21 protein-coding genes are annotated in these 20,434 nt (G+C 56.5%); 9 read left to right on the top strand and 12 right to left on the bottom strand.

The window, feature by feature from the left end:
* Positions 1 to 3: 3 nt before the first annotated feature.
* Positions 4 to 717: a 4-carboxy-4-hydroxy-2-oxoadipate aldolase/oxaloacetate decarboxylase gene (locus tag DEU53_RS05875; RefSeq protein WP_110866325.1), complete on the bottom strand. Its 714-nt coding sequence runs from the start codon at positions 715 to 717 to the stop codon at positions 4 to 6.
* A complete protein-coding gene (galB, locus tag DEU53_RS05870) occupies positions 714 to 1,454 on the bottom strand; it encodes a 4-oxalmesaconate hydratase (RefSeq protein WP_110866324.1) in 741 nt (246 codons plus the stop codon). The genes DEU53_RS05875 and galB overlap by 4 nt, the downstream gene beginning before the upstream one ends.
* A 130-nt stretch (positions 1,455 to 1,584) precedes the next feature.
* On the opposite strand from galB, the gene DEU53_RS05865 reads away from it, so the two are divergent.
* Positions 1,585 to 2,811 (top strand): LysR family transcriptional regulator, encoded by a 1,227-nt coding sequence (locus DEU53_RS05865; protein WP_110866323.1) that lies wholly within the window; start codon positions 1,585 to 1,587, stop codon positions 2,809 to 2,811.
* Here DEU53_RS05865 and aroQ read toward each other — a convergent pair whose 3' ends face one another.
* From aroQ to DEU53_RS23265, 6 genes are all read right to left on the bottom strand, one after another.
* Positions 2,812 to 3,243: a type II 3-dehydroquinate dehydratase gene (gene aroQ / locus DEU53_RS05860; protein ID WP_110866322.1), complete on the bottom strand. Its 432-nt coding sequence runs from the start codon at positions 3,241 to 3,243 to the stop codon at positions 2,812 to 2,814.
* Positions 3,240 to 4,079, bottom strand: a complete 840-nt coding sequence (locus DEU53_RS05855) for an amidohydrolase (protein ID WP_110866321.1) — start codon at positions 4,077 to 4,079, stop codon at positions 3,240 to 3,242. Before DEU53_RS05855 ends, aroQ begins: the two co-directional genes overlap by 4 nt.
* Positions 4,079 to 5,338, bottom strand: coding sequence for a gallate dioxygenase (locus DEU53_RS05850; RefSeq protein WP_110866320.1), 1,260 nt, complete (start codon positions 5,336 to 5,338; stop codon positions 4,079 to 4,081). The genes DEU53_RS05855 and DEU53_RS05850 overlap by 1 nt, the downstream gene beginning before the upstream one ends.
* A gap of 18 nt (positions 5,339 to 5,356) precedes the next feature.
* Positions 5,357 to 6,736, bottom strand: a complete 1,380-nt coding sequence (locus DEU53_RS05845; RefSeq protein ID WP_110866319.1) for an aromatic acid/H+ symport family MFS transporter — start codon at positions 6,734 to 6,736, stop codon at positions 5,357 to 5,359.
* Positions 6,737 to 7,138: 402 nt separating this feature from the next.
* Positions 7,139 to 8,869: an arginine--tRNA ligase gene (gene argS, locus DEU53_RS05840; protein ID WP_101764148.1), complete on the bottom strand. Its 1,731-nt coding sequence runs from the start codon at positions 8,867 to 8,869 to the stop codon at positions 7,139 to 7,141.
* 170 nt (positions 8,870 to 9,039) lie between these two features.
* Positions 9,040 to 9,162, bottom strand: a complete 123-nt coding sequence (locus DEU53_RS23265; protein WP_007889544.1) for a hypothetical protein — start codon at positions 9,160 to 9,162, stop codon at positions 9,040 to 9,042.
* A 311-nt stretch (positions 9,163 to 9,473) separates the two neighbouring features.
* Between DEU53_RS23265 and DEU53_RS05835 the strand changes: the two genes are divergently transcribed.
* Complete coding sequence (locus DEU53_RS05835) at positions 9,474 to 10,034, top strand: VOC family protein (protein WP_110866318.1); 561 nt, start codon at positions 9,474 to 9,476, stop codon at positions 10,032 to 10,034.
* On the opposite strand, the gene DEU53_RS05830 is transcribed toward DEU53_RS05835, so the two are convergent.
* Positions 10,031 to 11,170 carry a MalY/PatB family protein gene (locus tag DEU53_RS05830; RefSeq protein WP_110866317.1) on the bottom strand — a complete coding sequence of 380 codons (1,140 nt, stop codon included), beginning with the start codon at positions 11,168 to 11,170 and terminating at the stop codon, positions 10,031 to 10,033. The genes DEU53_RS05835 and DEU53_RS05830 overlap by 4 nt on opposite strands.
* 85 nt (positions 11,171 to 11,255) lie before the next feature.
* Between DEU53_RS05830 and cutC the strand changes: the two genes are divergently transcribed.
* The 3 genes from cutC (at position 11,256) to DEU53_RS05815 (ending at position 13,830) form a co-directional block, all read left to right on the top strand.
* Complete coding sequence (gene cutC, locus DEU53_RS05825; protein ID WP_101764150.1) at positions 11,256 to 12,008, top strand: copper homeostasis protein CutC; 753 nt, start codon at positions 11,256 to 11,258, stop codon at positions 12,006 to 12,008.
* A gap of 169 nt (positions 12,009 to 12,177) precedes the next feature.
* Entirely contained in the window at positions 12,178 to 13,035 is an 858-nt protein-coding gene (locus DEU53_RS05820; protein ID WP_110866316.1) for a hypothetical protein, read from the top strand.
* Positions 13,036 to 13,209: 174 nt separating this feature from the next.
* Positions 13,210 to 13,830 carry a LysE family translocator gene (locus tag DEU53_RS05815; protein ID WP_110866315.1) on the top strand — a complete coding sequence of 207 codons (621 nt, stop codon included), beginning with the start codon at positions 13,210 to 13,212 and terminating at the stop codon, positions 13,828 to 13,830.
* A gap of 3 nt (positions 13,831 to 13,833) precedes the next feature.
* Here DEU53_RS05815 and cmoB read toward each other — a convergent pair whose 3' ends face one another.
* The 3 genes from cmoB to DEU53_RS05800 all read right to left on the bottom strand — a co-directional run bounded on the left by cmoB (position 13,834) and on the right by DEU53_RS05800 (position 16,428).
* A complete protein-coding gene (cmoB, locus tag DEU53_RS05810; protein ID WP_110866314.1) occupies positions 13,834 to 14,802 on the bottom strand; it encodes a tRNA 5-methoxyuridine(34)/uridine 5-oxyacetic acid(34) synthase CmoB in 969 nt (322 codons plus the stop codon).
* Complete coding sequence (gene cmoA, locus DEU53_RS05805) at positions 14,799 to 15,527, bottom strand: carboxy-S-adenosyl-L-methionine synthase CmoA (RefSeq protein ID WP_110866313.1); 729 nt, start codon at positions 15,525 to 15,527, stop codon at positions 14,799 to 14,801. Before cmoA ends, cmoB begins: the two co-directional genes overlap by 4 nt.
* A 79-nt stretch (positions 15,528 to 15,606) precedes the next feature.
* Positions 15,607 to 16,428, bottom strand: coding sequence for a DUF72 domain-containing protein (locus DEU53_RS05800; RefSeq protein WP_110866312.1), 822 nt, complete (start codon positions 16,426 to 16,428; stop codon positions 15,607 to 15,609).
* A 231-nt stretch (positions 16,429 to 16,659) separates the two neighbouring features.
* Here DEU53_RS05800 and aspS point away from each other — a divergent pair, with 231 nt between their 5' ends.
* The 4 genes from aspS to ruvC all read left to right on the top strand — a co-directional run bounded on the left by aspS (position 16,660) and on the right by ruvC (position 20,422).
* A complete protein-coding gene (gene aspS, locus DEU53_RS05795) occupies positions 16,660 to 18,441 on the top strand; it encodes an aspartate--tRNA ligase (RefSeq protein ID WP_110866311.1) in 1,782 nt (593 codons plus the stop codon).
* Complete coding sequence (nudB, locus tag DEU53_RS05790) at positions 18,441 to 18,872, top strand: dihydroneopterin triphosphate diphosphatase (RefSeq protein WP_110866310.1); 432 nt, start codon at positions 18,441 to 18,443, stop codon at positions 18,870 to 18,872. The genes aspS and nudB overlap by 1 nt, the downstream gene beginning before the upstream one ends.
* A 241-nt stretch (positions 18,873 to 19,113) precedes the next feature.
* Positions 19,114 to 19,857 (top strand): YebC/PmpR family DNA-binding transcriptional regulator, encoded by a 744-nt coding sequence (locus tag DEU53_RS05785; RefSeq protein WP_007889557.1) that lies wholly within the window; start codon positions 19,114 to 19,116, stop codon positions 19,855 to 19,857.
* 37 nt (positions 19,858 to 19,894) lie between these two features.
* Complete coding sequence (ruvC, locus tag DEU53_RS05780) at positions 19,895 to 20,422, top strand: crossover junction endodeoxyribonuclease RuvC (protein WP_008110486.1); 528 nt, start codon at positions 19,895 to 19,897, stop codon at positions 20,420 to 20,422.
* Positions 20,423 to 20,434 lie beyond the last annotated feature (12 nt).

Genomic DNA, 20,434 nt, shown 5'->3' with positions numbered 1-20,434 from the left:
GGTTTACTCCTCCAGTTGATCGAGCGTGTCGAGATAGCGCAGTCCTTTTTCCGCCAGGCGCGGGCGCATCTGATAGATATCCAGGCCCAGCTCACCGGCCGCTAAACGCAGGCGTTTGCTCTCTTCCAGCTCTTCACGCTGACGCGCTTTGGCCGCCACGCTGGCAGCTTCATCGCGTGCCACCACCACCACGCCGTCGTCATCGGCGACGATAACGTCACCCGGCCAGATCAGCTGCCCGGCACACACCAGCGGCACATTCACCGAGCCGAGCGTCTCTTTCACCGTGCCCTGCGCATATACCGCACGCGACCAGACGGCAAAGCCCATCTCACGCAACGTGCGGCTATCGCGCACACCGACATCCGCCACCAGCCCGCGCACGCCGCGCGCCTGCAGCGAGGTCGCCAGCAGATCGCCGAAGAAGCCGTCGCTGCACGGCGAGGTTGGCGCAACCACCAGCACATCGCCCGGCTGACAGAGCTCCACCGCGACGTGAAACATCCAGTTATCGCCGGGTGCGACCAGCACGGTGACCGCGCTGCCCGCGATGGCACAATCCTGCTGAATCGGGCGAAGGGCGGGATCGAGCAAGCCTTTACGCCCCTGCGCTTCATGCACGGTGGCGACGCCAAAGTGCGCCAGCGCGTCGATATCCGTGGCTGCCGCACGCGGGATGTGGCGCACCGCGACGCCTTTTTTCGCGATGATTCTCATGCCAGATCCTCCGTTACGCGCGGGAAGATGCTCTGATAACCTTCGCCATAAATGATGTCGCGGCTGGTGGTAATGCCGACGTTACGCTTGGCCTGCACACCGCGCTGCTGCGCTACGCGCGTGTAGTATTCCCACAGATGTTCCTGCCCGGCCATGCACTGAATCGCCTGATATTTTTTGTCCCACACTGAGGTGATATCCAGCAGCACATCCGGTTTCCAGTTGCACTGTTCAGGCTGGTGCGGTTCGAAGCAGTACACCGGCGGCGCACCGACGATTTTTTCGCCCGGACGGTAGCCTTCGGCCTGGGCGATAATGCGCGCCTCCTGCGCCAGATGCGTGGCCAGCGGGTGATCGTAGTTGTAGGGATCCTGCAAGGAATGGGTCAGAACAAAGTGCGGCTGCACCCGGCGATAAACGTCCGCGAGGCGGAACAGGGTTTCTTTATCGGCACGCAGCGGATAATCACCGAGATCAAAAAATTCGATGCTGGCACCGAGGATCTCTGCGGCGGCCTGCGCCTCGCTGCGGCGGGCGGCTTTGACTTTCGCCTCGCTCATCTCCCCCTTGCGCCACAGCTTGGCCGATTCGCCGCGCTCACCAAATGAGAGGCAGACAACGTGAACGTCATAGCCCTGCGCATGGTGCAGCGCGATGGCACCGCCGGCGCGCCAGACGAAATCTGCTGAGTGAGCGCTGACCACCAGCGCGGTTTTTTTTGGGGTGTTGTTAGTCATGGCATACTCCTCCGCTGTTTTTTTCCATGCTGTCACTGCCCACCTGGCGGCGATAATTCATTTCATTGCAGCGGGTATGCGTTTTATTTATATTGCGACATCTAACGGTGGTGAAAACAGGCAGGGAAAGATGGCGGAAAAGGGCACGCAGGAGCTGACAAATTTGATGCAAATCAGGGCATTTAGTCAGGTGGTAGCACAAGGCAGTGTCTCACGGGCAGCGGATGAATTATTTCGCACCCAGTCGGCCATTACCCGCGCTATTCGCGACCTGGAACTCACCTTAGGCGTCACGCTATTTGAACGTCACGCCGGCGGCATGATGCTGACTGACTTCGGTAAATGTGTGCTGCCGCGTGCGCTGCGGGCGATTGAGGAACTGCATCAGGTGCCGCAGCGGCTGGCTAAATTGCAGGGACGCGGTGCGCAGCGTAGCGATGCGGAACCGCTGTGGCTGTTTAACGTGCGTCGACTGCAAATTTTTATCACGCTGTGCCAGACGCGGCATATGCAGACGGTAGCGGCACGTCTCGGACTGAGCCAGCCGGCGGTGAGCGCCGCGCTGCGCGTGCTGGAAAACGGCGCGGGCATCGCGCTGCTGGAGCGCACGCCGCACGGCATGATGCCTTCGCTGGCCGGGCGTGAAATCGAAGCCAACGTGCGGCGTGCGCTGAATGAATTGCGCCATATTCCGGCCGATATTGCTGCCCGCAGCGGAATACTTGAGGGAACGGTGCGCGTGGGCGCATTGCCGCTGGGACGCACGCGTATCCTGCCGCAGGCGATCGTGATGCTGACGGCGCGCTATCCGGGCGTGCGCGTGGTCACCAGTGAAAGCGCCTTTGGCGTGCTGGCCTCGGAAATGCGCGCGGGCGATATCGATTTTATTTTTGGCGCGCTGCGCCGCGATGAAGATGCGCTGGACGTCACGCGCGAGACGCTGTTCTCCGAACGCATGGTGCTGCTGGCGCGTCACGATCATCCGCTGGTGGGACGTGAGCTCTCTACCGATGATCTGCGCGCGGCGCGTTGGGTGCTGCCGCGTTCGGCCACGCCGGCACGTTATCTGCTGAATAACAGTTTTCAGGCGATGGGCATTCCGGCACCCGATCCGGTGGTGGAGACCGGCGATCTGGCGTTGGTGCGCGGCTTGCTGATGCAGTCGGATATGCTGGCGGCGGTCTCCGCGCACCAGCTGGAAGTGGAACTGGCGTCCGGCGCGCTGGTGGCGTTGCCGGTGCCTTTGCCGGATACCGATCGCGCTATCGGGCTGACGGTGCGTGCGGGCTGTCTGCACTCACCGGCAGCGGATGCGTTGATCCGCTGCCTGCGTGAAGTGTGCGGACAGGACCAATAATCAACCTGCGCGCGCCGCTTCCATCAACGCATAGCGGTAACCGCGAATGCCGTAGCCGCAGATCACGCCTTGTGCGACGTCGGAAAAATAGGAGTGATGACGGAACGGCTCACGCTTGTGCACGTTGGTGATGTGCACTTCCCACAGCGGCAACGCCACGCCGGTGACCGCATCGCGGATCGCCACCGAGGTGTGCGTCCACGCCGCCGGGTTGATCACCAGCGCCTGCGCTTCGAGACGCGCCTGCTGAATCCACTCAATCATTTCCCCTTCGTGGTTGGTCTGGCGAAACTCAATCGCCACGCCCAGCTCTTCCGCCGTTGCGCGGCACAGCGCTTCCACGCTTTGCAGCGTATCGGAGCCGTAGGTTTCTGGCTCGCGGGTGCCCAGCAGATTGAGGTTCGGGCCGTTCAGTACATAGATGGTTCTCATCGTGACTCCTGTAATTCAGTAAAACCAAACAGCCGCTGTGGCGTGTGCCAAAGCACCTGACGGCGGCTCTTTTCATCAGGGATCAGCTGTTCGATCAGCAGCAGCTGCGTGCCCATATCCATGCGTTCAGTGGCGCGCAGGAAAGGCCAGTCCGATCCCCACATGCAGTTTTCCGCGCCGAAAGCGTCCAGCAAGGCCAGCAAATAGGGATGTCCATCGCTGAAGGGATAGGGCTGCCGGGAGAATTTCGCCAGCCCGGAGAGCTTGACGCTGGTGCGCTGCTGGCCGGCCAGCGATAGCAGCGCCTGAAAGGCTGGTTGTGCTACGCCCGCGCTGACGTCAGGCCGACCGGAGTGATCGATCAGCAAACGCGTGCGGGTGCGTGACAGCAGCGGCATCAGCGCCAGTAGCTGATCGTTTTGCACCTGAATCTGGGCAAAGAGATCCAACTCCGCCAGCCTGCCCATCAGGGCATCAAGCTGGAGAAACGGCTCGGTGCCCAGCATCGCCACGTTAAGCGCAATGCCGACGATGCCTTGATCTTTCAGGCTGGCGAGCGTGTCGCTCTCCACGTCACGCGGCGTGACGGCAATGCCCTTGAAACGGCCCTCACCGCGCTTGATGGTATCCAGCAGGCAGCGGTTATCGGTGTTATAGCCCGACGTCGGGCCAACAATCAGCGAGTGGCGAATGTTGTAGGCCTGCATCACGGCGCGATAGTAATCCGGCGTCGCCAGCTCGTGTCCGTCCGGGTTATAGGCGCTCTCGGGCGCCCAGGGAAAGTTTACTGGATCAAAAACGTGGTGATGGCAGTCGATGACCGGTTGCGTAAACATCAGTCTGCTTTCCCCGCCACCGAATAGAGCACCTGCTGATTGCGCGTCTGCTGGAACTGTTCCAGCGTTTCACCGCGCATCGCTGAGTAGATATGCAGGTTAGAGACGCCTACCACCGCACCCAGTTTTTCCAGCAGGAAGAAGCTGACGCCGTAATGGATCATGCCGCGCCAGTCGAGCTGGGTAATCAGCGTTTGCTCTTCAGCGCTCAGCCCGGCTTCCTGATACAGCGCCTGCGGAGCTTCGCGGAATCGCTTGCGCCACTCTGGCTGAATCATGCGGTGCAGGAAGCGGTTGATGCGCAGCGCTTTCAGGCTGCGCGCCTGGGTGAACGGATAGGTGCCGGGCAGTTTTTCCACGCCGCTGAGCTGCAGGTTGATCTTATCGCGCTGACGCTGGTGCACATCGACCGGCGCTTCACGTGACTGATTTTCGAGGATCAGCGTGGCGATCCCGGTCATCGAAGGCAGATAGTAATCCTGATGCAGTTTCTCGACGTTGGCCGACAGCGCACCGCGCATGATCAGCCACATAATCACTTCCGCACCTTCCAGGCCGCCGAGCGTGGCGTATTCAGCCAGCGTTATTTCGGTCAGACGTTCGGGATCGTTAATCAATAGATCGATAAACTGCTCATCCCATTCGGGATTGTTGAAGCCGCAGCGCTCGCCGTGTACCTGATGTGAAACGCCGCCGGTCGCGACCACCGCAACGTTCAGATCCTCCGGGAAACTTTCTACCGCGCGCTTCAGCGCCTGGCCGAGTTTATAGCAGCGACGCGCCGTCGGGATCGGGAACTGCAACACGCCGACCGCCAGCGGAACCACCTGCATCGGCCAGCCGCCTTGCCAGGGTGCCAGCGCCGACAGCGGCGAAAACAGGCCGTGATCCAGCGCTTTGTCCTGGAAGAATGACATATCAAACTCATCCGCCATCAGGCTGGCACCAATATGCTGTGACAGCGCCGCATGGCCTTTTACCGGCGGCAGATCGCGCGGGCCGCCGCCTTCATCCGCAACGGCATATTCGTCATCAATGCCCAGCACAAACGCCGAGTAGTGATCAAAAAAGAAGGAGGTGACGTGATCGTTAAACACATACAGCAGCACATCCGGTTTTTTCTCCTCCAGCCAGCGCTGCATCGGGGCAAAGCCATCGAAAATCGGGGCCCACGCGCCTTCCTGCTGCTTGTTGTGATCAACCGCAAAGCCAATGGTGGGCGTATGGGAAACCGCTAAACCGCCTATGATTTTAGCCATAATTTTTTGACCTCTACTTCATCGATTATTGAGGGTACGCGACAGGGACGGCAGGTCGTTAAGGTCGATGCCTTTAACCTGACGGGCCACCTGTGCAGGGTGATGTCGGGTGATGGAAAGTGCCGCCAAAACTGCCGGGAGCGACAAAACGATAAAAATGGCTGTTTGCCCAGGGAACACGCCGAGCAGCACGCCGCCCAGCGACGAGCTGATAATGGCGCCGCTGCGACCAATGCCGTGCATCCAGCACACGCCGGTGGCGCGCATTTCGGTGGGATAAAAGGCCGGGGAGAAGGCCTGCAATCCGGTTTGCGCACCGTTGATGCAGACGCCAGCGAAGAACACCAGCAGCGCCAGCACATTCGGGCCAAAGCTCCAGATGCCCTGCGACACCAGGCAGAAGCTGCCCAGCAGATAGAACAGGGCGATAACATATTTCGCTTTGAAACGGTCCATCAGCCCACCAACCATCAGGCCGCCAAAGGTGCCGCCCAGCTGGAATAAGCCCGCCACAATCGCCGCGCGCTCCAGCGTTACGCCGCCAGAACGCAGGATGGTTGGCAGCCAGCCGTTAAGCAGGTAGATGACGAATAGCCCCATGAAGTAGGTGAGCCATAACACCACCGTGCCGCCTGCATAGCCGCGGCTGAACAGCTGCAGCACCTGCGCCTTTTTCGGGATGATTGGCGCATTGAGCACAAAGGCGGTGCCAGCAGAGAATTCGCCGCCCAGACGTTTGAGCACGGCGGCAATCTTGTCGCGACTGACTTTGCGCACCACCATATACATCGCCGATTCCGGCAGCAGCCACAGCAGCAGCGGCAACATCAGCAGCGGCAGCAAGCCCCCTAAACCCAGCACCGCTTGCCAGCCAAAGTGTGGCAGCATGCCGGCGGCAATGAATCCGCCCAATCCGGAACCGATATTAAATCCGCTGTACATCACGGTGATCATCAGGCTGCGACGGCGTTCCGGCATATATTCCGATACCAGCGTGACGCAGTTGGGCATCACCGCACCGAGACCGAGACCGGTGAGAAAACGTAACACACCCATTTCCAGCGGCGTGCGCGCGAAGGCGCTCATCAGGCTGAAGCAGGCGAAGACGGCAATTGACAGCAGCAGCACGCGTTTGCGGCCAAATTTGTCGGACCACGGACCGGCAATTAGCGCGCCAATCGCCACGCCAAACATCGCGGCACCGAGAATCGGCCCCATTTCTGCATGGCTGATGCCCCAGTCTTCAATCAACGCGGGCGCAATGAAACCCATCGCTGCCGCATCGTAGCCATCAAACATGATGATGATGAAACACAGGCTGAGGGTCAGCCACTGGTATCCGGTGATCGGGCGGGCGTCGATCCAGCCTTTTACATCGATAATGTCGTGATTGCTCATAGGATACGCTCTGATTTTTTTATTAATAACGTTATCGGGTTGAGATTTTATTCTGCCCTGACATTGGCCGGGGGCATCACTTTAACCCGATTGCAGGGGATAAGTTTTATAGTTTTTAGCTGTTAAAACAGCTTGTTGCATGTTTTTGTGTTCTTGCTTCCATAACCAAATTAGGGATGGCGTACGAGTTTGTCTGCCATAAAATGGTTATGAAGGTATGAGTTTTGTTTATTTGGTGAGCTGTGTCGGAAAAATGAGAAAGCGTATTGAGGCTGAAGAATGGCGGGTATTGGGCACGGCAGCAGCGCTATTCAGAGCGGGCTGAAGAGCAGAATTTTGTCAGAGGGGAAAAAAGGGGGAAAGCAAGCGGAGAGCCGTTTGTGGCGCTCTCCGCCAGAGGTATTACATGCGTTCGACGGTTTTAATGCCCAGCGTATCCAGACCTTGCTTCAGCGTTTTCGCGGTTAACGCGGCCAGCTGCAGGCGGCTTTGACGGATGTTCTCGTCCTCGGCGGAGAGAATTGGGCAATGTTCGTAGAAGCCGGAGAACTGACCGGCCAGATCGTACAGATAAGCACACATCACATGTGGCGTACCGTCGCGCGCGACCTGCGTTATCACTTCTTCGAACTGCAGCAGACGCGTAGCCAACTGCGCTTCACGCTCTTCAGTCAGCACGATGTCACCGCTCAGGCTATCGGCATCAATGCCGGCTTTACGGAACACCGACAGCACGCGCGTGTAGGCGTATTGCATGTAAGGCGCCGTGTTGCCTTCGAAGGCCAGCATGTTGTCCCAGTCGAAGATGTAATCGGTGGTGCGGCTTTTTGATAGGTCAGCGTATTTCACTGCGCCGATGCCGACCACTTCCGACAGATCCTTCAACTCTTGCGCTGACATCTCTGGATTCTTTTCGCTGACCAACGCATGCGCGCGTTCAACCGCTTCATCCAGCAAATCGGCGAGGCGAATAGTGCCGCCGCTGCGGGTTTTAAATGGACGACCATCTTTACCCAGCATCATGCCGAAGGCGTGATGCTCAAGCGGTACCGATTCCGGCACGTAACCGGCTTTACGCACGATGGTCCACGCCTGCTGCAGATGCTGGTGCTGACGGGAATCGATGTAATAGAGCACGCGATCGGCATGCAGGGTTTCGAAACGGTATTTGGCGCAGGCGATGTCGGTGGTGGTGTAGAGATAGCCGCCATCTTTCTTCTGAATGATCACGCCCATCGGTTCGCCTTCCTTGTTTTTGAACTCATCAAGGAAAACCACCGTGGCGCCTTCGCTGGTCACCGCCAGGCCTTTTTCGCGCAGATCGGCGACGATGCCCGGCAGCATGTCGTTGTACAGGCTTTCACCCATCACATCTTTGCGCGTCAGCGTCACGTTAAGGCGGTCATACACCTGCTGATTCTGGCTCATAGTGATATCAACCAGCTTCTTCCACATGCTGCGGCAATATTCGTCGCCACCCTGCAGCTTCACCACGTAATTACGCGCGCGCTCGGCGAAGGCTTCGTCGGCATCGTAGGTCACTTTGGCTTCGCGGTAGAAAGCTTCCAGGTCAGCCAGTGCGATCTCTTCGTGATGTTCGTTCTGCTGCTTTTCCAGATAGGCAATCAGCATACCGAACTGCGTGCCCCAGTCGCCGACGTGGTTGGCGCGGATCACGTTATGGCCAAGGAACTCCAGCGTACGCACTGCGGCATCACCAATGATGGTGGAGCGGACGTGACCGACGTGCATCTGCTTCGCTACGTTAGGCGCGGAGTAATCCACCACGACAGTTTGTGGCGCAACCGCACTCACGCCAAGACGCGGCAGCTGCAGCGCCTGCGCGGTTTGCGCCGCCAGCCATGCACGATCGAGGAAGATATTGATAAAACCGGGACCGGCGATTTCGACTTTGCTGGCGATGCCGTTAAGATCCAGATGCTGAATCACCTGCTCAGCCAGTTGTCGCGGTGCCTGACCGAGCTTTTTCGCTACGGCCATCATACCGTTTGCCTGGTAATCACCGAACTGTACCTTCGCAGACTGGCGAACCTGGGGTTCGCAATCGGCAGGCGCACCCGCCGCAATCATTGCCTGACTGACTTTGTCGGAAAGAAGAGCCTGAATATTCACCGCGTTACCTTCATATGCTGAAAAGGCCCGCCTGTAGGCGGCGAGCCGATGTCGTCATCCCGCAACTGCGCGGCGGGACGGAAAAATAAGAGGGGAAGTATACGTGAAATGTTAAAGTGAGTCAGCTATTCGGTATCTGATGACAGGCAACATCGGGCCCCCAGCGCCGATTAACGGCGCCGCGGGTGACGACGAGGATTTTTAACGCTTTTGTCTTCACGCACCTTCCAATGGCGGGAAATTGCAAATCCCATTAATGCAATCAGGACTGCGACAACAATGAGCATAGACATAAGGCCGTTCCTTGTAGTTGTGAAACCCAAATTTATAAGAAAGGGTTTCAAGCTGCAATTGTTTGCAATTTAAATAAGATTTATCTCATTGTATTAACTATTATGATTAAAAACATATACTTAACCTACTTTCATAAAGTAACTGCTGGACCTGATTAGGTGATAAATCTGAAATGAATGGTCTATTTATGCGGTTTTTAGCCTTTTTGGCGACTAAATCGGATGAATCCGACAATTTTGTCAAGCGGAATCAACGGTTAGCAAATTTCATATTGATTAGTAAACCTGAACTGAATTAGAGGTAAGGCATGATGCAGACCCACTTTCCTGTGGAATTGGATGATTTAAAACAAGACATGGCGCGTTTTGAACAATCGCTGATGAATTTTTCTGAGCGTTTAGGCATTAACCTGGCTGAACATGAAGCCGATCACGTCGCGGTGCGCTGCCACCAGTTTGCAACAGCAGAACGCTGGAAATCTGGCTTATTGCAGATGGGCACACAGTTTTCCGAGGCAATGATCAATGGTCGCCCGATTTGCCTGTTCAAACTGCATCAGCCACTGAACCTGGCGGGCTGGCAAATTGATGTGATTGAACTGCCGTGGCCAGGCGAAAAGCTGTATCGCCACGAAGGGTGGGAACATGTAGAGATTGTACTGCGTGGAGAACCGGAAACGCTGGGCATGCGGGCGATGGCGCTGCTTTCTGATGATGCGCTGACACAGCCGGGCATCTCGTTTAAAACCAGCGCGCCCAAAGGCGAGAACGAGCGGTTGCCCAATCCGACGCTGGCGGTGACGGACGGGCAAACCACCATTAAGTTTCATCCATGGCGACTGGAAGAGATTGTCGCCAGTGAGCAGGCTTAACGCCGCGCCGCGACCGCTTTTTGCAAACGCGTGACCGCCTGTTCCAGCGTGGCGCGCGTACAGCCAAAGTTGAAGCGCACGAAATTATCATCGCCAAAATCGTGGCCCGGCGAAAAACCGAGGCCGTGCTGCTCGAAATACGCCATCGGATTGGCGACATCCAGTTTGCTGGCGTCGATCCATCCCAAATAGGTCGCCTCCGGCGCGGCCATCTGCAATTCTGGCAGTGCATTCACCTGCGCCACCAGCCAGTCGCGATTGGCGCGCAGATAATCCAGCTGCGCTGCCAGCCATGCATCGCCATCGCGCCACGCCGCTTCGGCTGCCACCAGCGCCAGAATATCCACGCCAGGCACGATACCTTCACGCACGCGTTTGAACCGCGCACGCAACTCCGGATTGGGAATGATCGCCAGCGACGCGCCCAATCCGGCAATATTGAAGGTTTTCGATGGCGACAGCAGCGTGATGCTGCGCTGTGCGGCATCTTCACTTAACGTAGCAAAGGGAATGTGCTGTGCGCCGGGTGACAGCAATAAATCGCAGTGGATTTCATCGGAGCAGACGATCAAATCATGCTGCTGCGCAAACGCCAGCTGCGCTTCCAGCTCGTCACGACGATAAACCGTACCGCCCGGATTCTGCGGATTACACAGCATCAGCAGGCGTTCATTGCCCTGCATCGCGCTATTATCCAGATTCATCACCCAGCGATCGTCTTGTAAACGCAGCGGTAAATTTACCTGTGCGCGGTCGGCCAGCTTTGCTGCACCGCGAAACGGCGGATAGATCGGCGTCGGGGAAACGGTGGATTCGCCAGACTCCGTGAATGCGCGGACCGAAAGATTCAAACCGCACACCACGCCGGGTAATAACACAATCCAGTCCGGCTCAATCTGCCAGTTGTAGCGCTGCGCTAAACGCGAAAGGGTGATATCAATCAATCCGGTTGGCGTTGCGCCATAGCCAAATACACCGTGCTCAGCGCGCTGTTTAATGGCCTCAATCACACTCGGCGGCGAACGAAAATCGCTGTCTGCGACCCAGAGCGGCAGCACATCGCGATCACCATATTTGTGCCATTTCAAACTATCGCTGTGACGACGGTCTATCCATTGATTAAAATCGAATGCCATAGTGCGAGTTCCACGTAAACTGTCCAATTAAGTAGACTAACTGAAGCATTCATCCCGAGCCAGAAGTCATGAGAAGGAGCATGGTATGACGAAACTGGAAATTTGTTGCTACGGCATCGACTGCGCAATGACTGCGCAGCTGTCCGGTGCCGATCGCGTGGAGCTGTGCAGTGCACCGCGCGAAGGTGGGTTGACGCCTTCAGCCGGCGTGCTGGAAGCGGCACGACGTGAAATTTCGATCCCGGTACATCCTATCGTCCGTCCGCGCGGCGGCGATTTTTGCTACACCCACTTTGAGTTTGAGTCGATGAAATCGGACGTTGCGCTAATGCGTGAACTCGGTTTTCCCGGCTTAGTGATTGGCATGCTGGATGAAGATGCGCATGTCGATATTGCTCGTATGCAGCAGATTATGAAGCTGTGTGACGGCATGGACGTCACCTTCCATCGCGCCTTTGATTTATGCCACAGCCCGAAACGCTCACTTGAGGTGCTGGCTGATTTAGGCATCGCGCGGATCCTGACGTCTGGTCAGCAACAGAGTGCCGAAGCAGGAATTGCATTATTAAGGGAACTAAATGAACACAGCACAGGTCCGATTATTATGGCCGGTGCGGGCGTACGTTTGAGCAACATCCAGAAGTTCATCGACAGTGGATTGCAGGAAGTCCACAGCTCCGCCAGCCGTTTAGTCGCTTCGCCGATGCGCTACCGTAAAGCCGGTGTTTCCATGTGCTCCGAAGCGGAAACCGATGAATTCAGTCGCTATTGCGTTGATGGTGATGTGGTTGAAGCCATGAAAAGCATGACGCAGTTGAGCGCCGTCAGGGTAGCCTGAATTCCCCCCGATTTTGCCGCGCAGCACGCCAGCTCAAATGACGTGATGTTTGCAAGTACCAACCCCAGTTCTTCTAACTGGGGTTCTTTTTATCTGCAGTTTCCGCGGAGATAGCGTGATCGCGTAAATGATGCTTTGATTACTCTATGGCTTCGTACGGATAACCTTCATGAAATCCATCCCTTATACCGTTTTAATGCTGCTACTCCCGTACTGCGGCGTCGCGCTGGCGGTCAGCACCGCGTGTCCGCCGATGAGCAAAAACATCACCAGCAGCAACAACTGGATCATGCTGGGCGGCGATGCCAAAGGCGCGGTGCGTCAGGTGGTGGCGGGCGAATTTGGCAAAGATGTGAACTCGCAAAAGCGCGTACTCGGCCAGTTTGATCAGTGCGGCGATTTGATGGTGGCCGATATCTCCTACGACAAAAATGAAGGCAATATTCTATTGACGATGGAACAGCATATCGCCCGCGTTCAACGCGGCTGGGTGGCGGAATATGCCTACATGGTTAAAGTGATCAAAGCAGGGCAAGAGGAAGTGGTCGACAACCGCCAGGGCACCATCAGCTGGCAAATCGGCCAGCATGGCAACATTGTCAGCTCATCCGATAAATTCACCAGCATGGGCAAAGATGGCTTTACCGATACCACTTATCGCTATGACAAACAGTTCAGAGTGGAAAAAAGCGTGGCGCGCGGCAGCGATAATATGACCAACGGCGAAAGCAGCTGGCGCTGGAATCCACAAGGATTGGTAACATCATCCACCAGCGCGCGCAGCAAAGATACTTATAGCTATGATAACCAGTGGCGAGAACTGCGTTTGAACAGCACCGCAACCACGCCAGTCAGCACGCTGCGCTCGGTGGATGAGTGTCAGCTGTGGGATGAAGTGGGCAACTGCACGCTCAGTTATCTGCATGAAACCGAAGTGTTCGCCAAAGGCACCATTGAACGCCATCTCAGCTCCGCTTATAAATACCAATACTGGAACGCACCCAACGAAACCGCCGCACAAGATTAAAGCAAAACGAACAAAACCCACAAAACCCACATAAAGGCTGGAAACAAGGGCCGCGAAGTAAAGCTTCCGCCGCATGGATGCGGCGGCAGAGTCCACAGGGATGTGTCCACGACGCCTTTACGCAGCGGCCCTTGTTTTCAGCCTGAAACGCACCGGAGCAATTGAGAACATCGCATGACACTAATTTTATCTTTCCTTTTCGCCATCACCATCCTCACACTCACGCCCGGTTTTGATACTGCATTAGTGCTGCGTTCCGCCGCCGCGCAAGGCTGGAAACGTGCCTGGGTTACGGCATTTGGCGTTACGCTGGGTTGCCTGGTGTGGGGCGTTGCTGTGGGTTTGGGATTGGGTGCGCTGCTGCTGGCTTCAGAAATGGCGTATAACCTACTGAAATGGATCGGTGCAGCCTATTTGCTGTATCTCGGCGTCAAATTACTCATCAACCCACGCACCCAAGCGGAAGGAGGGCAGCAAGCGCAGAGTAAAGAGCAAAGCTATGTTGCCTGCTTCACGCGCGGACTCTTTGGTAACCTGTTAAATCCTAAAGTCGGCGTATTCTACGTGACCTTTCTGGCGCAGTTTATTCCGGCGGGCGCGTCGGTGCCACTGTGGTGTACGCTGATGGCGCTCACGCACATGGTGATTGGTTTGTTGTGGAATGCGGTGCTAATTGGCAGCAGCCAATACTTTGCGGCGCATTTGCGTCGCCCAGCGGTGCTGAAAGTGATGGATCGCCTGACGGGCTGCGTGTTTATTGGCTTCGCCGCGAAGCTGGCGCTATCGCGGCGTTAAACATTACGGCTTGCGCGCGACTAGCACGGCGCGCAGCGGGGCGGGATAACCTTCCACGGTTTTGCTGCTGTCATGCGGATCAAGAAACTCGGCCAGCGACTCGCTGGTCATCCAGCTGGTGCGACGCTGCTCTTCCACGGACGTCACCGCGTAATCCGCGATGCGCACATCGACAAATCCGCACTTCTCCAGCCAGCTCTTCAGCGCCGCCGCAGAAGGGATAAAGTAGACGTTACGCATCTGCGCATAACGCTCACCCGGCACCAACACCGCGTTTTCATCACCTTCAATCACCAGCGTCTCCAGCACCAGCTCGCCGTCACTGACTAACTGATTTTTCAGCTGCATCAAGTGGTCGAGCGGCGAACGGCGGTGATAAAGCACGCCCATGGAAAACACGGTATCAAACGCTTGTAACGCCGGCAGTTGCTCAATGCCCAGCGGCAGCAAATGCGCACGACGATCGTCACCCAACAGCTTACGCACCGCTTCGAACTGACACAAAAACAGCTGCATTGGATCGATGCCGACCACCAGTTTGGCGCCCGCGCCAATCATGCGCCACATGTGATAGCCGCTACCGCAGCCAACATCCAACACCGTACGGTGCTGCAACGGCGAAATGTGCGGCAACACGCGATCCCATTTCCAGTCGGAACGCCATTCGGTATCGATCTCGGTACCGTACAGCGAATAAGGACCTTTGCGCCACGGCATCAAATTGCGTAACAGATTCTCAATGCCCAGACGCTGACGATCGGTCAGATCCTCAACATCCGCGCTCACGCTGTGCAATAAATCCAGCTTCTGCGGCGTCAGCAGTGGCAAATAATCAACTGACTTCTCCCAGTCGCGGAATTTACCGTGCAAATTTTCACGCTGCCATGCGGCGACTTGCGCCGGTAACACTTCCAGCCAACTGGCGAGCGGGCCGGTGGCAATCTGCTGATAAAAACGGCCAAACTCAATCATTTCAACGCCACCAACGAACCAAAGTTAAAGCACTGGAACCACAACTCCGCATGTTGGAACCCGGCGGTTTTCAGGCGCGCTTTGTGCGCTTCAACGCTATCGGTCAGCATCACATTCTCCAGCATGCTGCGTTTCTGGCTGATCTCCAGCTCGCTGTAACCGTTAGCGCGTTTGAAATCGTGATGCATGTTAAACAGCAACTCGCCGACATCGGCATCTTCAAAACTGAACTTCTCCGACAACACCAGCGCGCCGCCCGGATTCAATCCGTTAACAATCTTCTTTAGCAGCTCGAGACGTGCCGGTGGCTCAAGGAATTGCAGGGTAAAGTTCAGCACCACCAACGAGGCGTTCTCAATGTGGATATCCTGAATATCTGCTTCGATCACCTGCACCGGCGTATCCGCGCGGAAGGCGTCGATATGGCGACGGCAGCGCTCCACCATCGCCGGTGAATTATCCACGGCAATAATCTGGCAACCGGGCACATGAATATTGCGGCGTACCGACAGCGTGGCGGCACCCAGTGAACAGCCGAGATCGTAAACCTGGCTATTCGGCTGAACGAAGCGTTCTGCCAGCATGCCAATCATCGAAATGATGTTGGAATAACCCGGCACCGAGCGCTGAATCATATCGGGAAAAACTTCAGCTACGCGCTCGTCAAAGGTCCAGTCGCCCAGCTTATCGATGGGCGCGGAAAATAGCGTATCGCGATCAGACATAATGAAAAGGTCCGGAGAGAAAACGGAAAGGGCGCTATTTTGGCAGAAACGCGGGCAGGCTGCACCCTTTGCGTTGCGTCTAGAACAGGCTCGATTGCTGCGGCCAGTCGGGCAGATCGCGTAAGGTTGGTTCCAGCTGCTGCAACTGTGGCCACAACGCCTGAAGCAGCGGAAACACCTCGCCCATATCCGGCGTATGGATAAACAGCAGCGGATCGCTATCCCGCTGCCACGCTTGCAGCTTGCTGTGCCACGGCTGAAACAGCGGCACGCTCTCCGCCACGCTATCACTGCCAATGAAACGCACCATCGGTTGCGCACCGGTACGCACCACATGCAGCGGCACACGCGGCTTTTGCGATCGGGCGTGCACCGCTGCGGCCGACTGTGAGGTGGAGGCATGCACCGGACGACTATCCAGCATCACCCGATTAATTTGACGCTCCAGCAAACCGCGATTCAGCGCGCGTTCAGCATCACCTTTGGCGAAAAATGCCTGATGCCGCACCTCGACGCCATAGCGGAAATTGCGCGGCAAACTATCGAGAAAAGACCACAAATCGCCGAGCTGAGCCGGTGAAAACGCCGCCGGCAGCTGCAGCCAATATTGACCAATACGCGTGCTCAGCGGATCGAGCAGACGAAAAAACTCATTCAGCAACTCATCGCAGTCGCGCAGCGCCGCTTTGTGGCTGATGCTATCTGGAAACTTAAAGCAGAAACGGAAATCGTCGTGCGTCATATCGCGCCAGCGCAGCACCACTTCCGGCTTTGGCAGCGCATACAACGTGGTATTACCTTCCACACAACCAAACAGCTGCGCGTAGTCGGCTAAGGTCTCAATACCGAATTGTTTCCATTGCGCGTGCTGCCATTGCGGTAATCCAATACGAAGTGTCAACGCGAACTCCTGAATCCTTTAGGGCGGGAAAGGGCGGCTTAATGTAACCTGTTTTGATGTCGGCAGGAAAAACAGCGCGATAAAGCATAATGTTTTGTCCGCTTTGATCGGGCTCCACTTATCCTGCCTGGGTTTTTCCATTATAATAGCCGCCTTTTTTGCGACAGCATCTCAGAAGGTTACGCGGCCTGATGCTGTCTGGCAGCAGCGGCGAAGTTAAAAGGATACGTTATGCGTACAGAATATTGCGGACAGCTCAATCTGTCTCACGTGGGTCAGCAAGTCACTCTCTGCGGCTGGGTAAATCGCCGTCGCGATCTGGGTAGCCTGATTTTTATCGATATGCGTGACCGTGAAGGTATCGCGCAGGTGTTCTTTGATGCCGATCGTCAGGACGCTTTCCAGCTGGCATCTGAGCTGCGTAACGAATTCTGTATCCAGATCACCGGCACCGTGCGTGCACGTGACGAAAAGAACAAAAACAGCGATATGGCGACCGGCGAAGTGGAAGTGTTTGCCCACGAGCTGAATATCATCAACCGCGCTGAACCGCTGCCGCTGGACTCTAACCAGGTCAACAGCGAAGAAGCGCGCCTGACCTATCGTTACCTGGACCTGCGTCGTCCGGAAATGGCGCAGCGTTTGAAAACCCGCGCTAAAATTACCAGCTTCGTGCGTCGCTTTATGGACGACCAGGGTTTCCTCGATATCGAAACGCCGATGCTGACCAAAGCCACGCCTGAAGGCGCGCGTGACTATCTGGTGCCAAGCCGCGTGCATAAAGGCAAGTTCTACGCGCTGCCGCAGTCGCCACAGCTGTTCAAACAGCTGCTGATGATGTCGGGTTTTGACCGCTACTATCAGATCGTTAAGTGTTTCCGTGACGAAGATCTGCGTGCCGATCGTCAGCCAGAATTTACCCAGATCGACGTGGAGACCTCTTTCATGACCGCAGAGCAGGTGCGTGAAAAGATGGAACGTCTGATTCGTGAATTGTGGATCGATATCAAAGGCGTGGATCTCGGTGACTTCCCGCAGATGACTTTTGCGGAAGCGATGAACCGTTACGGCTCAGATAAGCCAGACCTGCGTAACCCATTGGAGCTGGTCGACGTTGCCGATCTGCTGAAAAACGTAGAATTCCAGGTGTTTGCTGGCCCAGCCAATGATGCCAAAGGCCGCGTGGCGGCTCTGCGCGTACCGGGCGGTGCAGCGCTGACGCGTAAGCAAATTGATGAGTATGGCGAATTTGTCAAAATCTATGGCGCCAAAGGTTTGGCGTGGATGAAGATCAACGAACGCGCTAAAGGCTTCGAAGGCGTACAGAGCCCGGTTGCCAAGTTCCTTAGCGCAGAAATCGTTGAAGACATTCTCAACCGTACTGGCGCCCAAGATGGCGACCTGATCTTCTTCGGTGCGGACCGCGCCAAAGTGGTGGCGGATGCGCTGGGCGCGCTGCGTCTGAAAGTGGGCCGCGATCTGCAGATTACTGATGACAAAGCCTGGGCGCCGCTATGGGTGATCGACTTCCCAATGTTTGAGGAAGATGATGAGGGCGGCCTGGCAGCGATGCACCATCCGTTCACGTCGCCGAAAGACCTGAGCGCAGAACAGCTGGCAACCGATCCGGTACAAGCGGTGGCCAATGCTTACGATATGGTGATTAACGGCTACGAAGTGGGTGGCGGTTCCGTACGTATTCATAATGGTAAAATGCAGCAGACGGTATTCAGCATCCTCGGCATTACCGAAGAAGAGCAGCGTGAGAAGTTTGGCTTCCTGCTCGACGCACTGAAATACGGTACGCCGCCGCACGCGGGCCTGGCGTTCGGCCTGGATCGTCTGACCATGCTGTTGACCGGCACCGATAACATCCGTGATGTGATCGCGTTCCCGAAAACGACTGCCGCCGCGTGCATGATGACCGAAGCCCCAAGCGAAGCGAATCCCGCTGCGTTGCTGGACCTCGGCATTCTGGTGGCGCCGAAAAAAGAAAAAACAGAGAACAAATAATGGGCTTTAAACATCCGGTTTCGGTGCTGGTGGTGATTTTTGCCCGCGATACCGGCCGGGTGTTAATGCTGCAGCGACGTGATGACGACAGCTTCTGGCAATCGGTCACTGGCAGCCTGGAAGCGGGCGAAACCCCGCACCAGGCAGCTCAGCGCGAAGTGTTAGAAGAACTTGCCATTGATATTGCGCACGAAAAGCTAGTGCTGGACGATTGCCACAAGCAAATCGAGTTTGAGATCTTCCCGCACTATCGTCATCGTTACGCACCGGGCACCACGCACAATCGCGAACACTGGTTCAGGTTGGCTATACCCGCAGAACGCGACCTGCTGCTCACCGAGCATCTCGCCGCGCGCTGGCTCGAACCCGCCGCTGCCGCAGCCCTCACCAAGTCCTGGAGTAACCGCCAGGCGATTGAAGAATTTATCTGAATGCTTGCCGCCGCGCGTTTTTCCGGTGGCGAATGCATTAAGTTTAATTAATCTGGTGAGTTTTCAATGAACGCACCGAACAATATCGAACAGTCAGGCGTAATCGGCGCCGCGAGGTTGTTCACCGCCAGCGCACAGCAACCGGAGCGTACTTATGTACGTGAGGATTGCGAGCACTGCCGGGGGACAAGATCGCAAGTAAGATAGCCTGCACCCAGTAAAAGATCGGAGAATATGTAAGATGGCTGGACACAGTAAATGGGCGAATACTAAGCATCGTAAAGCTGCTCAGGACGCTAAGCGCGGTAAAATCTTCACCAAAATCATTCGTGAGCTGGTCACCGCCGCGAAACTGGGCGGTGGCGATGCGGGTTCCAACCCACGTCTGCGCGCAGCGATGGACAAAGCGCTGTCTAACAACATGACGCGCGACACCATGAACCGTGCCATCGCACGCGGCGTGGGCGGTGAAGATGATTCCAACATGGAAACCATCATTTATGAAGGTTACGGTCCGGGCGGCTCAGCAGTGATGATTGAGTGCCTGAGCGACAACCGCAACCGTACCGTGGGCGAAGTGCGTCATGCCTTCACCAAAACCGGCGGCAACCTCGGTACCGATGGTTCGGTTTCTTACCTGTTCAGCAAGAAGGGCGTAATCTCCTTCGCGCCAGGTCAGGACGAAGATGCGGTGATGGAAGCGGCGCTGGAAGCAGGTGCAGAAGACGTTGTGGCCTATGACGACGGCGCGATTGATGTCTTCACCGCGTGGGAAGAGATGGGTGCGGTGCGTGATGCGCTGGAAGCGGGCGGTCTGAAAGCCGACTCGGCTGAAGTCTCGATGATCCCTTCCACTAAAGCCGAAATGGATGCCGAAACCGCGCCGAAACTGCTGCGCCTGATCGACATGCTGGAAGACTGTGACGACGTGCAGGAAGTTTACCATAACGGTGAAATCTCTGATGAGATCGCAGAAACGCTGTAATGGCGTTGCTTAAAACCCCACTCACCGGAGACGCGCCGTGGCGATAATTCTCGGGATCGATCCCGGCTCGCGCGTCACCGGTTACGGTGTTATTCGCCAAACCGGCCGCCAGCTTACCTATCTGGGCAGCGGCTGTATCCGCACCAGCGTCACCGATCTGCCGACGCGCCTCAAACTGATCTACGCGGGCGTCAGCGAAATTATCACCCAGTTCTCACCCGACTATTTCGCCATCGAGCAGGTATTTATGGCCAAGAATGCGGACTCAGCGCTGAAGCTGGGCCAGGCGCGCGGTGCGGCGATTGTCGCGGCGGTAAATCATGATTTGCCGGTGTTTGAATACGCGGCGCGCCAGGTGAAGCAAACCGTTACCGGCACCGGCGGCGCTGAGAAAAGTCAGGTGCAGCATATGGTACGAACCTTGCTAAAACTGCCGGCCAATCCGCAGGCGGATGCCGCCGATGCGCTGGCCATCGCCATTACGCATTGCCATATGAGCCAAAACGCGGCGCGTATCAGCGATACGAAACTGGTGATGACGCGCGGGCGTATGCGATCCGGTTAGCGGAAACGAAAC

Origin of the sequence: Pantoea sp. AG1095 (genome assembly GCF_003208415.1) — a bacterium.
GTDB classification, from domain to species: Bacteria; Pseudomonadota; Gammaproteobacteria; order Enterobacterales; family Enterobacteriaceae; genus Pantoea; species Pantoea leporis.
Note: the sequence above shows the minus strand (reverse complement) of the source record. Positions and strands in the feature narration are given on the sequence as shown.